The sequence below is a fragment of the Shewanella benthica KT99 genome (genome assembly GCF_000172075.1).
Classification (GTDB): domain Bacteria; phylum Pseudomonadota; class Gammaproteobacteria; order Enterobacterales; family Shewanellaceae; genus Shewanella; species Shewanella benthica_A.
Window position 1 is genome coordinate 123,676 of the sequence record NZ_ABIC01000003.1, and the last position, 17,952, is coordinate 141,627.

General features: G+C 44.7%; 16 protein-coding genes and 1 pseudogene. 11 read left to right on the forward strand and 6 right to left on the reverse strand.

The window, feature by feature from the left end; all coding sequences use genetic code 11:
* Positions 1 to 6: 6 nt before the first annotated feature.
* The 3 genes from KT99_RS02055 to mutM all read left to right on the forward strand — a co-directional run bounded on the left by KT99_RS02055 (position 7) and on the right by mutM (position 3,327).
* Entirely contained in the window at positions 7 to 1,806 is a 1,800-nt protein-coding gene (locus KT99_RS02055; protein WP_005496504.1) for a bifunctional molybdopterin-guanine dinucleotide biosynthesis adaptor protein MobB/molybdopterin molybdotransferase MoeA, read from the forward strand.
* A 187-nt stretch (positions 1,807 to 1,993) separates the two neighbouring features.
* Positions 1,994 to 2,482 (forward strand): hypothetical protein, encoded by a 489-nt coding sequence (locus KT99_RS02060; RefSeq protein ID WP_005496506.1) that lies wholly within the window; start codon positions 1,994 to 1,996, stop codon positions 2,480 to 2,482.
* Positions 2,483 to 2,511: 29 nt separating this feature from the next.
* Positions 2,512 to 3,327 (forward strand): bifunctional DNA-formamidopyrimidine glycosylase/DNA-(apurinic or apyrimidinic site) lyase, encoded by an 816-nt coding sequence (mutM, locus tag KT99_RS02065; protein ID WP_005496508.1) that lies wholly within the window; start codon positions 2,512 to 2,514, stop codon positions 3,325 to 3,327.
* A 53-nt stretch (positions 3,328 to 3,380) separates the two neighbouring features.
* Here the strand turns inward: mutM and KT99_RS02070 are convergent, their stop codons facing one another.
* The 3 genes from KT99_RS02070 to hldE are packed head-to-tail and all read right to left on the reverse strand — an operon-like array spanning position 3,381 to position 6,794.
* On the reverse strand, positions 3,381 to 4,874 hold the full coding sequence (locus KT99_RS02070; protein ID WP_005496509.1) for a capsule assembly Wzi family protein: 1,494 nt from the start codon (positions 4,872 to 4,874) through the stop codon (positions 3,381 to 3,383).
* 7 nt (positions 4,875 to 4,881) lie between these two features.
* Positions 4,882 to 5,361, reverse strand: coding sequence for a pantetheine-phosphate adenylyltransferase (gene coaD / locus KT99_RS02075; RefSeq protein WP_005496511.1), 480 nt, complete (start codon positions 5,359 to 5,361; stop codon positions 4,882 to 4,884).
* Positions 5,362 to 5,363: 2 nt separating this feature from the next.
* Positions 5,364 to 6,794 carry a bifunctional D-glycero-beta-D-manno-heptose-7-phosphate kinase/D-glycero-beta-D-manno-heptose 1-phosphate adenylyltransferase HldE gene (hldE, locus tag KT99_RS02080; protein ID WP_005496513.1) on the reverse strand — a complete coding sequence of 477 codons (1,431 nt, stop codon included), beginning with the start codon at positions 6,792 to 6,794 and terminating at the stop codon, positions 5,364 to 5,366.
* A 354-nt stretch (positions 6,795 to 7,148) separates the two neighbouring features.
* Here hldE and KT99_RS02085 point away from each other — a divergent pair, with 354 nt between their 5' ends.
* Positions 7,149 to 8,156 (forward strand): glycosyltransferase family 9 protein, encoded by a 1,008-nt coding sequence (locus KT99_RS02085; protein WP_005496515.1) that lies wholly within the window; start codon positions 7,149 to 7,151, stop codon positions 8,154 to 8,156.
* Between the two features lie 70 nt (positions 8,157 to 8,226).
* Complete coding sequence (gene rfaD / locus KT99_RS02090) at positions 8,227 to 9,180, forward strand: ADP-glyceromanno-heptose 6-epimerase (protein ID WP_040571483.1); 954 nt, start codon at positions 8,227 to 8,229, stop codon at positions 9,178 to 9,180.
* A 63-nt stretch (positions 9,181 to 9,243) separates the two neighbouring features.
* Here the strand turns inward: rfaD and KT99_RS02095 are convergent, their stop codons facing one another.
* Positions 9,244 to 10,314 carry a CDP-glycerol glycerophosphotransferase family protein gene (locus KT99_RS02095; protein ID WP_005496519.1) on the reverse strand — a complete coding sequence of 357 codons (1,071 nt, stop codon included), beginning with the start codon at positions 10,312 to 10,314 and terminating at the stop codon, positions 9,244 to 9,246.
* A gap of 315 nt (positions 10,315 to 10,629) precedes the next feature.
* Here KT99_RS02095 and KT99_RS02100 point away from each other — a divergent pair, with 315 nt between their 5' ends.
* The 4 genes from KT99_RS02100 to KT99_RS02115 all read left to right on the forward strand — a co-directional run bounded on the left by KT99_RS02100 (position 10,630) and on the right by KT99_RS02115 (position 14,265).
* Positions 10,630 to 11,049: an adenylyltransferase/cytidyltransferase family protein gene (locus KT99_RS02100; protein ID WP_005496521.1), complete on the forward strand. Its 420-nt coding sequence runs from the start codon at positions 10,630 to 10,632 to the stop codon at positions 11,047 to 11,049.
* Positions 11,050 to 12,126: an iron-containing alcohol dehydrogenase gene (locus KT99_RS02105; protein ID WP_005496523.1), complete on the forward strand. Its 1,077-nt coding sequence runs from the start codon at positions 11,050 to 11,052 to the stop codon at positions 12,124 to 12,126.
* A gap of 86 nt (positions 12,127 to 12,212) precedes the next feature.
* The gene (locus KT99_RS02110; RefSeq protein ID WP_005496524.1) at positions 12,213 to 13,322 is read left to right on the forward strand and encodes a glycosyltransferase family 9 protein; all 1,110 of its coding nucleotides are present in this window, start codon (positions 12,213 to 12,215) and stop codon (positions 13,320 to 13,322) included.
* 91 nt (positions 13,323 to 13,413) lie between these two features.
* On the forward strand, positions 13,414 to 14,265 hold the full coding sequence (locus tag KT99_RS02115) for a glycosyltransferase (RefSeq protein WP_005496526.1): 852 nt from the start codon (positions 13,414 to 13,416) through the stop codon (positions 14,263 to 14,265).
* A gap of 148 nt (positions 14,266 to 14,413) precedes the next feature.
* Here KT99_RS02115 and KT99_RS02120 read toward each other — a convergent pair whose 3' ends face one another.
* Complete coding sequence (locus tag KT99_RS02120) at positions 14,414 to 15,487, reverse strand: hypothetical protein (RefSeq protein ID WP_040571484.1); 1,074 nt, start codon at positions 15,485 to 15,487, stop codon at positions 14,414 to 14,416.
* A gap of 384 nt (positions 15,488 to 15,871) precedes the next feature.
* On the opposite strand from KT99_RS02120, the pseudogene KT99_RS23460 reads away from it, so the two are divergent.
* Positions 15,872 to 16,072, forward strand: a pseudogene (locus tag KT99_RS23460) (hypothetical protein); the annotation flags it as partial.
* Positions 16,073 to 16,167: 95 nt separating this feature from the next.
* On the opposite strand, the gene KT99_RS02125 reads toward KT99_RS23460, so the two are convergent.
* Positions 16,168 to 17,220, reverse strand: coding sequence for a glycosyltransferase family 9 protein (locus tag KT99_RS02125; RefSeq protein WP_005496528.1), 1,053 nt, complete (start codon positions 17,218 to 17,220; stop codon positions 16,168 to 16,170).
* A gap of 185 nt (positions 17,221 to 17,405) precedes the next feature.
* Between KT99_RS02125 and rfbC the strand changes: the two genes are divergently transcribed.
* Complete coding sequence (rfbC, locus tag KT99_RS02130) at positions 17,406 to 17,951, forward strand: dTDP-4-dehydrorhamnose 3,5-epimerase (protein ID WP_005496529.1); 546 nt, start codon at positions 17,406 to 17,408, stop codon at positions 17,949 to 17,951.
* The last annotated feature ends 1 nt before the right edge of the window (position 17,952 follow it).

Consider the following 17,952-nt stretch of genomic DNA (forward strand, 5'->3'; position numbering starts at 1 on the left):
GTATAAATGAGCATTCCTTTTACCAATCCGCTATCGATCCCGGTACTCGGATTTTGTGCCTATAGCGGCACAGGAAAAACCACCCTACTCAAAAAACTGATCCCAGAGTTAAATAGTCGCGGGGTTAAGTTGGCGGTGATTAAACACGCCCATCATAACTTCGATGTGGATATTCCGGGAAAGGACAGCTTCGAGATGCGCAAAGCGGGTGCTCGTCAGGTGTTGGTCGCCTCCCACGTTCGTTGGGCTCTTATGACCGAAGATGCGCTCGAAGACGATCCTCAGCTGCCACATCTGTTGCAACAGATAGAACAAGACAAGGTCGACATCGTTTTGGTCGAAGGCTTCAAGAAACTTGAGCTACCAAAAATTGAGCTACATAGAGCCGTCCATGGCAAACCCTTTATTCACACTCATGATGATAATATCCAGGCTATTGCCTGCTGTGATAACACCCAAGTACCCGATGGATTACCTCGCTTGGATATCAACGATGTCGCTCAGATAGCCGACTTTGTCATCGAATATATCGGCAAGTGGCAAGTCGCTCCTGTCACTCTACCGCTAGCCCCTTCTGCTGGCTGTGAATTCGAGATGAGTAAGACGCTCTCCGTCAGGCAAGGTGTTGATAATATTCTCTCCTGCGTAAAACCGATCACCGACACCGAGCAGCTAGTATTAGATGATCTTAGCGGTAGGGTGCTCGCCGAAGATGCTATTTCTCCGGTAAATGTGCCACAAAATACCAATTCTGCTATGGATGGCTATGCATTCAAGCTCTCCGAGCCTAGGCTCGAGCGCTACACCATAGTCGCCGACGTGATGGCCGGACATCATTTTAAAGGCACGCTACAAGACGGTGAAGCCGTGCGCATCATGACCGGTGCCCCCTTACCCGCTGGCGCCGACACTATACAGGCGAAGGAGCTTGCTATTGAACAAGGCGCAGAGGTCAGCTTCCAGGGAGAGATAACCTTAGGCCAACATGTGCGCTTAGCCGGAGAAGATATCGCTAAAGGCAAGACAGCACTAGCAGCTCATAAGCGTATGCAGGCGCCAGAGCAAGGCATGCTGGCATCCTTAGGATTCGGTCATCTGCCGGTATTCAGACGCCCTAAGGTGGCCGTTTTCTCCACCGGTGATGAAGTTTGTCAACCCGGTGAACCATTAAAAGACAACTGTATCTACGATTCTAACCGTTTCACCATCAAGTCTATGGTGCGTAAACTGGGTTGTGAGGTGATCGATTTAGGCATCATTCATGACTCAGAAGATGCCCTCGCCGAGGCGTTACAACAGGCCGCTGTGGATGCGGATATGGTAATAAGCTCTGGCGGCGTTTCGGTCGGCGATGCCGACTTCATCAAGCTTGCCTTAGAACGAGTCGGTCAAATTAACTTCTGGCGTATCAATATGCGTCCGGGGCGACCTCTGGCCTTCGGTCAGATTGGCGACTGTTTATTCTTCGGTTTACCGGGTAACCCAGTTGCAGTCATGGTCTCCTTCATACAATTCGTGCAACCGGCACTACGTAAACTCGCCGGTGAGAAAGACTGGCAACCTAGCCTAGTTCCCGCGATTGCCGATTGCAAGATGCGCAGCCGCGAGGGACGTACTGAATTTATCCGCGGTGTCTACCACTTAGGTCAGGATGGCAAGCTACACGTAACCACAACAGGCGCACAGGGATCAGGCATGCTGAGCTCTATGGTTAAAGGCAATTGTCTTATCATCATAGGTGAGCAAGATGAGCAGTTAAATCCCGGTGATACCGCTTATATTCAACCCTTTGCCGATCTTCTATAATTGACCATATGCTCTATATATGGTCTAAATCAAGCAAAAATTTGCACCGTAGCACCCTGTTGTAGATAATTAGTCTTGAAGAACTGGCATGGGTGGGCAAGTGACTAAGCGGCATTAGCCGCTGGTTTTATGACATGCTAAACTGCGCTTATCTCTTATTGTCACCTCAAGACTGAAACCAGACATCATGGCGCTATCACGGAAAAAGTGGAACAATATCATTATTCTCGCATCGATCATGATGATATCTATCCTCACCCTGTTAAAGAATAAAACCGCGACACTCCCCGATGATGCCCTGCCACTATTCGACAACAACTCTTCCTTAGTGCAGCTACAACTCGATACTCTCTGGCTCAACAAGGGCAGTAAAGCCTGGCAATGCCACCCAGATATACTCAACTGCCAGTCCTGGGCTAAGGCATGGAGTGAAATTCATTTGTCAGCCCTAGGCCAAGATATTAATATCCTTACGGCTATTGAGGACGATATTGATAAACACAGTGCACAGAGAGTCGTTATCCAGATAGCCGATAAGCAGCAGCCGCAATTATGGCAGTTTTACCCTAAGCAAGGGCTACTAGAGTCGCCTGCCAAAAACTGGTATCTGATCCCCCCCAGTCAACGTGAAGCCCTATCACCCATTATCAAGGCTAAAGTGTCGGTTAACCATTAACCCCCCAATCTTTCCCCAGAGAACTCATTATGCCCGAACTGCCCGAAGTTGAAGTCACTCGTCAAGGAATTACTCCCCACCTAGTTGGGCAAGAAGTCATCGGCTTAGTGGTGCGCAATGCTAGCCTTCGCTGGCCAGTCCCCCAAATAGCCCAACAAATAGTCGGCCAGGTAATACGTAATGTGCGTCGTAGGGCTAAATATTTACTTATCGACACCGACGCCGGCACCACGATTATACACTTAGGCATGTCGGGCAGTTTACGCATAGTGCCTAAAAGTACCCCAGTGGAGAAGCATGACCATATCGATCTCGAGCTTGCCAGCGGTAAGATACTCAGATTTAACGATCCCCGCCGTTTCGGGGCCTGGCTCTGGAGTGAACTGCCGGAAGAAGCCCATCCACTGTTATCAAAGTTAGGGCCTGAGCCGCTAAAAGATGACTTTACCCCCAAATATTTGTTTGACTCGCTAAAGAACAAGAAAAAAGCGATAAAGCTCTGCCTGATGGATAACCATATCGTGGTCGGTGTAGGTAATATTTACGCCAATGAGGCGCTATTTGCGGCGGGGATCCACCCTCAGACCGAGGCCGGAAGACTAGATATCGAACGCTTAACCATCTTAGTCACCGACATTAAGCAGATACTCGCTAGTGCCATAAAACAAGGCGGCACGACCCTGAAAGACTTCACTAATGCCGACGGTAAACCAGGCTATTTTGCTCAAAAACTGCATGTCTATGGTCGCGGCGGAGAGACCTGTACCCAATGCGGCAATCTACTCAGTGAGGTAAGGCTGGGACAACGGGCCACAGTATTTTGCGGCATATGCCAACAGCGATAAAGCTTAGGCAGGATTCAAGTTCCTAGGTACTAGTACCTAGGAACTCAAGCCTTCTAAAACCTATACTCATAAATGCCGAACAAGCTGGCATCGGACTCGCTCTCCTGAGTATCAAACTCGGAACGTGACACAGTACCGCCGACACTCATCATGCCCTTCCAGATAGGCATGCGATAGCTAAGTTCCAACATCAACAGGTCTTCTTGCGGCCGTTGTGCCACCCAAGCGCTTCCAGGGCTAGAGCCATCTTTATTTAACTGGGCATATCTGAGTATCGAAGTGATCCCCTTGCTATCTTTGAACTGACCAATGAGGCCCAGGGCATAGACAGTCGCGTCACTTTCATAGGTACTGCCGTAGGTTTTACCATAATAGCGTGAGCCTGATTGATAAGTTGAATGCTCATACAAACAGTTGAAGGCATTATCATCTTCACCGCAGGCAACCAGGGTATCAGTATACTCAAAAAATAACTTATACTGAGCATTGTCAAAATTGAAACGAGTATCTATACCGCCAAAATGACCACAGTCGACAATATCCCAAGGCGCTGAACCTTTGGCATCTTCACAGGTTTTTTCGTAATAGACACCAAATGGGATATTAAACCAGGTATCGCTGAAACGAATATCATAGCCCGCCATCTGGTTACCATAATTGCTACACCCGCCCTCACCTGCACCGCGGCAATCACGCTGAGCGGTTATCGATTTAAGCGCACTCTCCCAGCTACACTCCTCGCCCTCACCACAAAACTGAGTCGACCAGGAGAAGCCAATCTCTAACTGACGCAATGGACGAATCGAGCTGCGGAAATTCCACAACAGCGGGTTAGCGACGGCGCGCTCTTCCTCCAGCCGACTGATACCTGCGGTGAGTGTCCAAGGGCCAAGCCAAGACAACCAAGGAGTCTCAAAGGCTGCGGCATTATTGCGACTCACCATCACTGACGGCATAGGTCGGGCGTTGTTCGACCTATGTAATGCAGAGTCGAAACCTGGTCCCCACCACTGCTCGACAGCCCCGGCAGTGATCATCCAATTACCCAGAGCCATAGCGAAATATGAATCATCGAGGCGAAATTCTTCCTCATCTGCGGGATCGTAATGAGCCGATGCCGACACCTTAAAGGCAAAACGCTCGCCCATATACTCGTGGGAAATTTGAAGGTCACCTTGTTCACGATAATCTGAGCCAAAATGTTGAAAGCGCGCCGCATCTGTTGCCGCAGCGGCCTTGATACGAGTATTACCCCGATTGCCGACGGCGCTGCGGTAATAATAGTTCACCCTCGCATATGCCTCGGCCAAAGCTGGAGTCAAAACTGATGGTTCTACTTGAGCTAGATCGACGCCAATACCAGACCACATCAAAGGATAGGTATTGACGGGCACGGTAATAACACCTGCATCGGCAAGGGCTTGAATATCTGCTCTGAGATAGATATCGGAGACATCGACCCAAGGTGCAGCCAACAGAGTGGATGAGAAAACCAGACTAAAAACTAATCCTAGTTTGGCAAGAGAAGAGTTAACAATTTTAATCATGACTTAACTACTTAGCCTTCTTTAACAGAGCCTTAGAGACTGCCGGATGTACAAACTGACTGACATCACCACCATGATGGGCGACCTCTTTTACCAGCGTCGATGAGATAAATGAGTTCTCTTCCGCGGGGGTTAAAAATACGCTTTCAAGATCTGGGCTTAAACGGCGATTCATATTGGCTAACTGAAATTCATACTCGAAATCGGACACGGCCCTCAGCCCCCTGACCAATACACTGGCTTGTTGCTCCTTGGCAAAATCCACCAATAAACCAGTGAAGCCTACCACCTCAACATTATCCAAATGTGCAGTGACCAGCTTAATAAGCTCCACACGTTGCTCTAATGAGAACAGAGGTTGCTTGGAGGGATTGGCGGCGATACCGATAACCACATGCTTAAATAATCTAGCCGCTCGCTCGATGAGATCCGTATGACCATTGGTCACAGGATCGAATGTCCCTGGGTAAATAGCTTTTGTGTGCATAGTTAACCTTTCGCCATAATATTTTCGATGATCTTGGTAGTAGATATACCTTCTTCAAAACAGAGTACCTTTACCACGCCACCAGCTGCTATTACCTCTTTACCACCAGCGATGTCCTCTATTTGGTAATCGCCACCTTTCACTAACATATTCGGTAACAGGTGAGAGATGATCCTTTGAGGGGTATCCTCGCTAAAAGGTACCACCCAATCGACCGAAGCCAGGCCTGCAAGTACAGCCATGCGCCTATCGAGAGGATTAATCGGTCTACCATCTCCCTTTAAACGCTTCACCGAGTCATCATCATTGACTGCGACAATCAGCCTGTCTCCTTGAGCCTTTGCTTCCTGCAGGTAGCTCACATGACCGGCATGGAGAATATCGAAACAGCCATTGGTCATCACCACGCGTTCACCGCGTAATTTCGCCTGTTCCAGAGCATAAGCAAGCTGGTCTTCAGAAATCACCCCAAAGCCCATCTCGCCATTGCTCAGAGACATAGCTTTGATTAACTCGATGCGACTGACCGTAGAGGTACCCAGTTTAGCCACCACGATTCCCGCAGCCGTGTTGGCAATAGCGCAAGCCTCGGCAAGTGAGCTACCAGCGGCAATGGCGGTAGCGAGTGCCGAAATCACCGTATCACCGGCACCGGTCACATCATGAACTTCTCGGGCAACGGTAGGTATGTGCAGCTCATTCTTATCTGAGGTTATGAGCGTCATGCCTTTCTCTGAGCGAGTAACCAGTATGGCCTCAAGTTCAAACTGTTTAAGCAGTTTATGGGCTTTTTCGACAAGATCGGCTTCGCAGCTGACTTCGCCAGCGACCATTTCAAATTCACTCAGATTTGGTGTAAGCAATGTCGCGCCACGATAACGAGAAAAATCACTCCCCTTGGGATCGACTAACACCTTAACCCCTTGCGCCCGAGCCTGTTGAATGAAGGCCTGAGGATCGGCGAGGGCACCTTTGGCATAATCAGATAGCACCACAACATCGACGCTAGCCAGTTGCTCGAGTGCAGCATTTAGTAGGGCTTGACTCTCAACAGCTGCATAGGGTTCTTCAAAATCGAGACGGATCAGTTGCTGACCACGAGACATCACCCTTAACTTAGTAATCGTTGGCTTATCGGCAACAATATGCCATCTTGGTTCAACCCCTAGAGCTTGCACTCCAGCGGTTAATGCATCGGCAGTTTCGTCTTGACCAACAATGCCAGCTAAGGAGACCTGACCACCCAAAGTAGCAATGTTGAGTGCAACGTTAGCGGCTCCACCAGGACGGTCCTCGATATGATTGATGCGAACCACAGGTACTGGTGCCTCAGGAGAAATACGTCCTGTAGGCCCCGTCCAGTAGCGGTCTAGCATGACATCACCGACGACTAAGACCTTAGCTTTTTCAAATGCTGGCAGAGAAACCTTCATAACACTTTTATCTTTTGCAAAATTAGACCTAGATTGTACCTAATTTTTCTTGCCGCCGTTACCTTTACAGTCTATTTCTGTTTAAGGCTGCTTATCGAGATAAAATATGTCATTTCGCTACTCCTTAACAAGATTTAGCATCACAAGACTAAGACAAGAGTTATATCGCTATTGTTAATCGAAATCTAATCTGAAAATCCATTTATCCCAGACTCAATAGTAGAGTTTAACCACTATAGAACTGTTATCATTTGCGATGATTTTCTCGTTTTCAGATTAAATATTTATCGGGGATGCAGATATTAGCTGCATATTGAATATGATGAATAATTCCCAAAAATTGGTTGCTTGCATATGATCAAAAGAGTTTTAGCTATCCGGCATGACAAGATTGGCGATTTTGTCCTTTATTGGCCGGCATTATGTTTGTTAAAGACAGCAATGCCAGAAGCCAGTATTGAGGTATTCGTTGCTCCCGCGGTACAAGCACTCGCAGAAGCTTGTCCATATGTAGATCATGTCATTGTCGATACTGGTGATGATAAAGCCATTACCGAAAAATTTATTGCTCGCAAATACGACGCTGTGATCGTCTCATGTTCAGAGTTTAGAATTTACAAGATGGTACACCATCTCGATACCGCCTATAAGCTGGCTCCGAAACACAACTGGTACCAATATTTATACCGACATACGGCAGACGCGAGATACAAGACCGGAGAGCCTTGTTGGCGTGGTGGATGCATGCTTGTGGAGCACTTTCTAACACAGCATGGCTACCAAATCCCAACACTACCTCAGCAATATTGGGACATGAGTGCCGAACGTGAAAAGTGGCAAAGTTATTACCACCACCAAGGCGATGAAAAATTAATTTTCGCGCATCCAGGAACAGGCGGTTCATCTGGAAGCTTGTCACCTGCTGATTTTGCAAGATTATTAATCAATATTAACCGTAAAACACGAGTTAACTGCAAATTCGTTTTGACGTTTAGCGGAGATGAAGAGCGATTAGCCCAAGAGATTTTCGACAAACTCGACCAAGAATCAGTCAAGGTTGTCATGGCAAAACCGCTTTCGAGTCTGGCTTATTTTGCAAAATCTATCGTTGCAGCAGATATGTTTATAGCGGGCTCTACGGGTCCACTACATATCGCAGGCTTACATAATATAGCAACCGTTGGTTTTTATGCCGGCAGACGTTCCGCACCCATAGTTCGCTGGCAAACACTGTCTCATAGACATAAACGTTTATCTTACACGCCACCAATAGGTAAAAAAACGGGTCGAAACATGGCGCTAATCGATTTTAACGCGGTCGAAAAAGATGTAGTGGCTTACTTAGATACTCATTATGCTTAAATCAAGCAAGTAGTGAATAATTATCGCGACTTGAGATCGGCTCAACTCGCCTGAAAATTGGAAGATGAATATGATTGTTGTCACAGGTGCCGCAGGATTTATCGGCAGTAACTTAGTCAAAGCACTCAACGATATGGGACGCAGCGACATTATTGCCGTTGACGATCTCAGCGATGGTACACAGATGTTCAATTTAGCCGACTGTGAAATCGCCGACTATCTTGATAAAGATGATTTTCTTGCCAAGATAAAATCTGGCGTCTTCGACGGTCAACTTGAAGTGATATTCCATCAAGGTGCTTGCTCATCAACTACTGAGTGGGATGGCAAATTCATGATGGCAAATAACTATGAGTATTCGAAGAGCATGCTCCATTATTGCCAGACGAATACTTGTCAGTTTATTTATGCCTCTTCGGCCTCTGTTTATGGTGGCAGCGATAAATTCGTTGAACAGCGCGAATTCGAGAAGCCATTAAACGTCTATGCTTATTCTAAGTTCCTCTTCGATCAATATGTTAGGCAGCAGAAATTAACCACTCAAGTCGCAGGCCTGCGTTACTTCAACGTTTACGGTCCCCGTGAACAGCATAAAGGTGGCATGGCCAGCGTTGCATTTCACTTTAATAATCAAATTAACGCGACTGAAGTCTGTCGACTTTTCGAGGGCGTTGAAGGTTATCAGAATGGCCAACAGTTACGTGATTTTGTGTACGTCGAAGACGTAGTTAAGGTAAATTTGTGGCTATGGCAGAACCCTGAGATATCGGGTGTGTTTAATTGCGGAACGGGTGAGGCTCAGAGCTTTAACGATGTGGCTAATGCCGTCATTGACTATCACGGCAAAGGCAAAATTGAGTACATCCCCTTCCCTGAGAAGTTGAAGGGCGCTTATCAACATTACACTCAAGCCGATTTAACTCGGCTTCGTCAAGCTGGTTACACTGAGGCATTTAAAACGGTAGAGCAAGCAGTACCTGAATATCTGGACTGGCTTAAGGCACAACACTTTATCGGCCAATAATCCAATCTGGTGAATCGCCAATATAGTCTATAAACTATTTGGCGAACTATCACGATCTTAATTTCACGAACTCTTTTCTGATAAAAGGTAATCGACGATCCGTTGACTACACAAGCCATCGACCTTACCCGCAAGCTCATAGGTATATTTTGCTCTTTGCGCCGAAAATGACTCAGGATTAGCTATCTGCTCATCCACCACTGACTTCAACTCTTTGTACGAAGCCGCATGCATAGCGACACCTGCATATTTATAAAGATCTTCATCCATACGATTATTGAAACGAAACTTGAAAATCCCTCTATAGCTCCAACGCAGATGATAGAAATCACACCAAATAACAGGCTTATCGAGTGCCGCAAATTCAAATAAAGCAGAAGATGCATCACTAATGAGCAGATCCGCACTCGCCATGAAAGGCAATAAATTTGCCTGTTCAACAGGTGCAAGGTAGACGTTATCGAATCGCCCCCAATGCTCAAGTAATTGCTTCTGCTTTTTATAATTAGACTTACTCAGCGAGAAATAATGCGGTTTAAGCAAGATGTTATATTCAGCAAATTCTGCTGGCCAATCCAGGCCCATTTTTTCAATACTACTAGGGTAAAATGTAGGAGCGTAGAGCAATGTTGGCTTGACAGGATCTAAACCCAGCGACCCAATATCCAATCCATTTTCTACGCCTTGAATAATAGGATCGAGTTTAGCATAGCCAGTATCGACAAACGTCTTAGCTGGAAACAGCTGCTGTAAACGTTTGAGTCGATAATCTCCTTCGACAAAGCGAACATCCATATCTGATTCAGATACGGTGTAATAACAGGATTTAGGGCCGATACCATGCTGCATTAAGGCCGTTCTACATATCCCTTTCAGTTTCGCTGCATGATCAAAAGTATTACCAAATATGATCCATTTAGGCTTATTTTTTAGGTAAAACGCTAGTGCTTGCTCGGCATCATCCACCCAATGGACATTCAACTGATGTTCTGACACTAAGGCATCTAATGCCGTTTGCTGCTCAAGATTTCGATATACGATGAAATGTACAGACTCTCCACGCTTATTCAACTCATCCTTGACGGGTAAGTACTGTGGGAGATAATAGGGATGTAAAACATCAAAACAAATCACTGTGAACCTTCTTAAAAATGCTTCGAAAACGAGATCATAGAGTACATCTAGACAATCGTTACCCGTTAGAGTTCATACAAAATAATGGCGATGATTGTAGCACATAGCCCTAACACTAGTGACTATTCATCCTTAGCCTTAAAAGACCGATTTCTAACTGATAAGTGACGCACTTAAAGCTAGAGTAACTAAAGTTCGCCTGCATATCATGGTTTCTCAACAACTGTGTTTGCTTTATCATAGCGATTCGTTCATAAAGAGAATTCCGTAGAGCATAAATATGTTTACGGTTTAACCTTAAATCTATGGTGTTAAATGTCTAAAAAAGTGTTAGTTGTCGGTGTATTCGATCTTTTTCATCGAGGCCATGTGGAATTTCTTAAAAAAGCTTCAGAGTTTGGTGATGAGCTCATTATTTTAATTAATGGCGATGAGATGACAGAGAGATACAAACGTCGTCCCATTTACAATGAAGATGATAGGGCTGCAATCTTGAGTTCGTTGGCTTGTGTTTCCCAGGTTGAGGTGACTAATAGTTTTGATATTAAACCTATTATAGAAAAGTATGACATCGACATCATTGCTCATGGTGATGACTGGGATCATGAATCGTATCTTGCGCAAATTCGTTGTACACCTGCTTATCTCGAAGAGCATGGTGTAAGCTTAGCTTATACTCAATATCATAAATCCGTCAGTACCAGCGCAATACTAAAACAAATAAAGGAAGCATAATTGTCAAACGCCACCAGGAAGCTCAGCACCCGGCATTTAGAGTTTCCAGCTCAATTGCTTGTTGAAAAAGACGCGATAGCCAATACTCAATTGCTATCGAATCTACAATTCCCCAAAAGGGTCTTACTCGCTATTGATGAAGGCGTGAAAAGTTTGGCCAAACAAGTTTTGTCCGACATTTGGCTTAGTCAAAGCAGTACCATACACGTTATCGAGAAAGCTGATTTCTCAAATGTCTCTCAAATTGATGCTATTTGTGCTCAACAACAAATCCAGACCGTAGTGGCTTTCGGTGGAGGAAAAGTTCTCGATGTATGTAAACGACTAGCAAGTCTACGCCACATTGAGCTGATTGTGATCCCTACAGCACTTTCAAGTGATTGTATTTCATCACCTATCGCTGTTATTTTCGATGATTCAGGGAAAAAACTCAGCCTTCCGGCAGCCATTCCTAATGTTATTATAGTCGATACAAAACTTTGCTCACAGGCTCCGACACGCTTAACTCAAGCAGGAATTGGCGATCTACTTTCTAATTATTCTGCATTGCTTGATATGGACTATGCAAAAGATAGATCTGAGGTCGATGGCTTCTCTTATCTTCTTGCGAAGTCAGCGGCAAATGAGATTTTAGGCGTACAGCATTTAGCGCTTAACGATCAAACAGTGATAACTCAACTTGCCGAAGGATTAATTTTGTCTGGTTTAGCTATGGGCTTTTCGGGAGACTCCCGTCCCTGTTCTGGGGCCGAACATTTGATAAGCCATGCCCTCGATTTTTTAAATTTTGGTAATGGCTTACATGGCGAGCAAGTTGCTTTAGGCATGAAGTTTTGCCATCACTTAAGATTGCTGTTGAACTTACCGGGTCTAAATCATGCGGTTTTAGCTTGTATTGATGGCTTTAAAATTCGCAGTACCCCTGAAACTTTGAGTATTAGTAAAAGTGAATTTTTTGAAGCTTTATTCATCAGTCCTAGCATGCGGCAAGGGAGAATCACTTTTTTAGAATCAGTAGACTCGATACCTAAAGCTCATCTTGAAAAAGCATACCTAAATGCCTTTACATCTGTTTGACCTAAGCAATAATACAGATGTGAGTTTTCAGAGAACTTAAACACCTGTATCCTATATCTAACTCAGCATTATCATGGCTCTCTTCAATGTCAATCATCTCATCTACACAACTAGAAAGCGCCAAACGGTTGCTATTTATCTCTCCTGTAGCCTTAGGAGATTTTCTATACCTAAAAACCTTTCTTATTGCATTAAAGAAACAATATCCCCATATAGAACTCGATATTTGGTTAGATGATAACAGGTTTAATACAGAGAGTTGGCGTCTATCGCGCAGTAAGATCCTTCAGCAGTGGATCGAAACAGAAGGTTGCTTTACACGTAGTTATGGATGTTGCTCGTCGGAGAAGCAACAACGAGCACAGATTCTCGACGCGCAGGCGCTCAATTACGATCTTATTATCACCCACTCAGGAAGTAAGAGTGAGCAATTTTCTAATATTGCCAGAGAGATAGGTCCAGATGCTTTTATTGTCTCAAGCATAGGGAAATCCAAGTATTTCGGGCTAATTGACCGCTTTCTGTTTAGAAATAGCGACCAACTATTTAAGCTTAAAGAAAATGATTTACCAAGCAAGCATCACATCACCGACAGGTACTATCAGTTGCTGAATAGGATTGCGGGTATTAAGTTGGATAAAGATGATTTTATGCCAAGCTTAACCATTCCTAATCAGATCGCCGTAATCACTCAAAACTGGTTAAAGACACATTTTACCGATAGCAATCGACAGGGCCAATTGATATTCCTTAATCACCTTTCAACCAATAATAAACGAGACTGGCAAGAATCCCAACTATTCGAATTAATTCAGTTGATTGGCAATAAAAGTCCCGGTAGTCGTTTCGTCGTAAATGTCACTAAAGAAAATTATAACAAAATATCTGATGCGATAAAAAATAATATACATTTAACAAATCTGCAAGTATCCGTATTCACAATTAATGAGCACTTTTTTGAATTACCCTCTATGATTGCAAGTGCCAATCTGGTCATAACTGTAGAGACAGCGATAATGCATTTTGCCACTGCATCGAACAGGCCTCTTATAGCTATGATGCGTCAAAAGAAGCCTTACTGGGCACCGCCAAGTAGCCAGACTTCTAGAGTGCTATACGCAAGCAAGGGGAAAGGATACGTGAGCGACATCTGTGTCAAACAAGTTCTAGATACCTACATTGACATTTCCCAATGAAGGTTTACGACTCTAATCAATACCTGATAAATCTTACCTTCTTTACGTATTTAACCGAATTCAATATTACAACTTTCACCAAGGTTTTATCATGCAAAAAGCGATATTTACGCTCGCGATTGGCGACAACCCTATGTATAAGGCAGCAATTGAAAGCTTCCGCGCCTATGCAGAAAAAGTCGGTGCAGATCTAATTATATCCGATGCACTTCACTATCAAGTAGATATAAAAAATCCTAAATACGATGCCAACCCAGCTTGGAGTGAAAAGTTATACATAGGTGAACTGCTAAAGAGGTATGATCGAGTTCTCTATCTAGATGCAGACTTTATTATCACTCCAGAGGCAGAAAATGTTTTTGACACACTAGATGACCTTAATTCTGTATACATGTTCAATGAAGGTCGATATCGTGATAGAACTCCTGTAATAAAAGAAGCCTGCGACCTGCTTGGTGATGTACCTAATTGGGACTCAGAGTCCAATCTACCCGTTTATTTCAACATGGGAATGCTGTTAATCTCTAAACAGTGCCCGCTTTTTGAACACCTGTCAGTCGAAAAGCTACAATCTGTATGTAACAAGATCAAGTTTTACGAACAGACACTAACTAACTACATGATCCAAAAGCATAAAATAAGTTATAAATGCGTAGAATCTAAATTTAATCGTATGGATCTTTTAGGGCTAGATAATTACCGTCAGGCCGACTTTATTCATTATGCAGGCCGAGGATTCCGAGATAAGTGCCCACTACGAGAAGTTAGATATATTGCCGATTACTGTGAAATGTTTCATGATAAAATTTCAGAAAGCCAGAAAAAACAGCTAAAACAGGATGCTTGGAGCCTATATATAGCTAAGCTTCAGAGAAGAACAAAACTGCCTTATAGGTTACTTAACACTCTTGTCACCCCCTTTATTGGGAAAAAATGGTTATAGCAGAGCACTTGGACATTCAATCAATGAAGACCATCCACTCTTCAAAAGATGGTTTTCATTTTGAAGAATTAGCTAATATGTGACAAGTATTTTGCAACACACATATAAAGAAAATATACAGCTAAATAATCACTTTATAGCCTACCACTTAGCTCTCAAGGCTCCCTATTAGGCGGGCAATCTCTGCCATACCAATATCTAAGCCATTGGTATCATCCAAGCCAGCCATTGTTTCTTGTAAGCGATTGAGAGATTGGACATCGATCAACTTACGCGTCTTAGTCAGCATCTCCTGCTGGTCACTGCCGCAGGCTAAGATCAAGTTAGCAGCGGCACAGCTATTGATACGAGGCGGTTGATCCTTAGATATTGCCACAGCGAGTGCTGGTGTCTTCAGGGCAATGGATTGCAGCATAGTATCGCCGCCACTCAAAATAGCAGCCTTAGCACCGTCCAGTAGGTTAATAAACTCACGGGTATTAAGATGAGGAATGGCAATGACCCCTTCCATATCTGGTAGAGACTTCGGATAGTTTGGACCAAAAACCATTAGACTCGGGATCCCTGTTTCTCGGAAAATAGTCTTAGCCACTTGAGCAAATAGATCGGCTGCCAAACCCTCTTTCAAGCTGTGGCCACCAGACCCGGCACTATACAGCAAGTATCCTCCTTGCTTAATCTCATATTTATCAAAGAGATGTTTTTTCTGCTCATTCGTTGGAGAGGTAAAGATACTACCTGTATATATCGGATGCTCTCGCTTTATCATGGCTAATTTAAATTTATCGAATCGACTGATATCTCCAATAATAAACTTAGGCTGAACGACCCAATGGCTATCAGTCACCCGTGCTCGGGCAATCTTCATCCCCCGCGACCGCTTTCTACGGTGCTGACTGATAAAAATAACTTTTGCCCCCATGCGATGGGCGTGCTTAAGTTGGGCTTTACGACCCGCGGCATCGAAAATAACCACATCAGGCTTAAGTTCTGTTATTAGCTGGTTAACTTCACGGGTTTTTTTAGTTGGCGTATCATCGACCAGGTGAGTTGAATATGGGCAATCATCGATGTAAGAAACATGTCGATTGAGAACGAAATCAATTTGCGCTTCCGGCCAGCGATTCATCACCTCATCGGCGATGATTTTAGAGCGCATGTACTCCCCAATCCCTTCGGGAGTAGAAACAGGAACAAACAAAAATTTTGGTGCCGACAACATCCATTTATCCTTCATGAAAAAGCGAGTTTATTAGTTTGCTCATGCAGTTGCGCCCCATCATTTTACCACTATACCCATTCCCGATGCGACACTAACTCGCATAATTCTGAGCGTTAAACTCTATGGGTATCCAACAGTATAATGCCTACTTAAAGATACGGCTTAGCCCAAGTGATTTTTATGTACATAGAATAAATTTGAGCAAAAATATATGATACTCAGACAAATCACTCCGCCCTTAAAAATTATGTCTCCGCGAACCTCTATAGACAACATTCATCAGCGAGCGACAGAAATATTATCTGCACATAATAACAGCCACGTCACTATCTATGGGAATACTTACTGGAGTAAGGATATAGCTAGACTCATAAGAAAAATAACCTACAAAGCTATATTTCAGGTCATGAGAACAGATTAGTTAGGTTCCTCACCGGAAAGTCAAACAAACTACCTCGTTCCATAGGGAGAATCTTCAATTGGCATCAATTGTTCCCTACGACTTATCATATGCTGCGTATGGCTTATCTGGATAAGCCTGAGTTCAAACGGTTAAAAAAGCACTTGATGGGTAATACCGAGTAAATTAAGTGGGACTACATATCAAGCCACTCATTTACACTCGAACAAAAATTACTGGTTTATAAACTGATCAACTTCAAATCAGTTCAAGTGATTTTTTAACTTGAGTGAGGTTGATGCTCACTTGAGAGTATATCAAACTGCTTAATGACAGCTTCATGGTGAATCATCTTCATCAAAGAGGCCCCCCTTGCTCGTTTACCCCAAGGGATATCCCCTTCATGCTGAGATTTAATGGCCTGATCATAAACACTCACCACATTATCCAGACTGGTGTATGGCCCGGTGCGTCCTGGGTTTGAATGGGCATATAGCCCTATTACTGGCGTGCCTTGAGTCACGGCCATATGCGCTGGGCCAGTGTCGGGAGCCAAAACTATAGAGGCCTGCTTCAATACGGCCAATAACTGAGTGAGAGACGTCTTACCCACCTGGTTTTCAAGAGTCTGGGAGCAAGCCTGTTCGATGGCTTCGGCTAACTCTACTTCCAAGGACGCAGGTCCACCACACAAGATCACTCTGAAACCTTGATATATCGCATGCTCTGCCACTGCGGCGTAGCGCTCAGGTAGCCAGTTGCGCTCCGCCTTACTGGCGGCGGCGCAGATAACTAAGGTCTTATCGCCATCGGGGATCATCTTCTGCGCAAATTCGCTATCGACGAGAGGCACGGGGATCTCCCAGTTGGGGGTCAGATCTGTCACCCCTATCACTTTAGCGAAGCCCATGAAGCCTTCGAGTACATGGGGAGTGGCGAGAGGCTCTACACTCTGGTTAGTCACCAGCCATTGACCCTCTTTCGCTCGTGCGCGATCGAAGCCAATCCGCACCTTAGCGGATATTGCCAGTGAAGCAATTGTCGCTCTCAAGGCCACTTGCATGTGCAAGAGCACATCGAAGTTTTGCCCCGCCAAATCCTTGCGTAACTTAACATAGCTACGCCAGCCCAGTGACTTGTCAAAAATGACAAACTCGACACCATGCAGATGCTTAAGCAGCTGATATTCAACCTTACCGATAATCCAAGTGATCTTAAGCTGGGGATATTGCCTCTGTATCGCCTGTACCATAGCCACGGCATGGCACACATCACCGATTGCAGACAAGCGCAACAAACACAAGGAATTGATATTATCTAGTTTTAAGCTCATAGGATCCGAGAATTAGAGATGCACCCACAGAGTTTAATTGAGTTCTGGATTAGGTTCCAAGATTTCAATCAAGTTCCATTGATATATAGCTAAAATCTTAACTCTCACCCATATGCCCCTCAACATTGACAGCAAAGTCCCTTATTATAAATACAGCGACACTCAGCTCAGAACATAATGGCCCTATGAATATCACCGACACACCCATTGCGGGTTTAAAACTACTCTCACCTCGCGTCCATGAAGACGAGCGCGGCAGTTTCTGCGAAACCTTCCGTGACTCCTGGTTTAGGCAGCAGATAGCCGATGTCACTTTCGTGCAGGAGAATCATAGCCGTTCGATAAAAGGCTGTTTGAGAGGCTTACACTTTCAATCGCCACGCAGCCAAGGCAAGTTGATAGGTGTAGTTGTTGGCGAGATATTCGATGTCGCAGTCGATCTACGCCAAGATAGCCCAAGCTTAGGCCAATGGTTCGGCACCTATCTTTCGGCAAACAACCGTCAGCAGATGTGGCTCCCCGCAGGCTTTGCCCACGGCTTTTATGTCACCTCAAATGCTGCGGAAATAATCTACAAGTGTACCGATTATTATGCCCCCGAGTTCGAGAAAATCCTCGCCTGGGACGATGCAAGCTTAGCCATAAACTGGCCTTTAGAGGGGCAAGTCCCCATATTATCCAGCAAAGATAATATGGGTCTCTCCTTCGATGCCATCACTAAGGGCGTGTGAT

Bases quoted from the DNA above. Each gene is read 5' to 3' on its own strand.
- KT99_RS02110 (WP_005496524.1), top strand. From the start codon at position 12,213: ATGTCAATCATCTCATCTACACAACTAGAAAGCGCCAAACGGTTGCTA.
- coaD (WP_005496511.1), bottom strand. From the start codon at position 5,361: ATGCACACAAAAGCTATTTACCCAGGGACATTCGATCCTGTGACCAAT.
- KT99_RS02060 (WP_005496506.1), top strand. From the start codon at position 1,994: ATGGCGCTATCACGGAAAAAGTGGAACAATATCATTATTCTCGCATCG.
- rfbC (WP_005496529.1), top strand. From the start codon at position 17,406: ATGAATATCACCGACACACCCATTGCGGGTTTAAAACTACTCTCACCT.
- rfaD (WP_040571483.1), top strand. From the start codon at position 8,227: ATGATTGTTGTCACAGGTGCCGCAGGATTTATCGGCAGTAACTTAGTC.
- KT99_RS02125 (WP_005496528.1), bottom strand. From the start codon at position 17,220: ATGAGCTTAAAACTAGATAATATCAATTCCTTGTGTTTGTTGCGCTTG.
- KT99_RS02055 (WP_005496504.1), top strand. From the start codon at position 7: ATGAGCATTCCTTTTACCAATCCGCTATCGATCCCGGTACTCGGATTT.
- hldE (WP_005496513.1), bottom strand. From the start codon at position 6,794: ATGAAGGTTTCTCTGCCAGCATTTGAAAAAGCTAAGGTCTTAGTCGTC.
- KT99_RS02120 (WP_040571484.1), bottom strand. From the start codon at position 15,487: ATGTTGTCGGCACCAAAATTTTTGTTTGTTCCTGTTTCTACTCCCGAA.
- KT99_RS02115 (WP_005496526.1), top strand. From the start codon at position 13,414: ATGCAAAAAGCGATATTTACGCTCGCGATTGGCGACAACCCTATGTAT.
- KT99_RS02085 (WP_005496515.1), top strand. From the start codon at position 7,149: ATGATCAAAAGAGTTTTAGCTATCCGGCATGACAAGATTGGCGATTTT.
- KT99_RS02100 (WP_005496521.1), top strand. From the start codon at position 10,630: ATGTCTAAAAAAGTGTTAGTTGTCGGTGTATTCGATCTTTTTCATCGA.
- mutM (WP_005496508.1), top strand. From the start codon at position 2,512: ATGCCCGAACTGCCCGAAGTTGAAGTCACTCGTCAAGGAATTACTCCC.
- KT99_RS02070 (WP_005496509.1), bottom strand. From the start codon at position 4,874: ATGATTAAAATTGTTAACTCTTCTCTTGCCAAACTAGGATTAGTTTTT.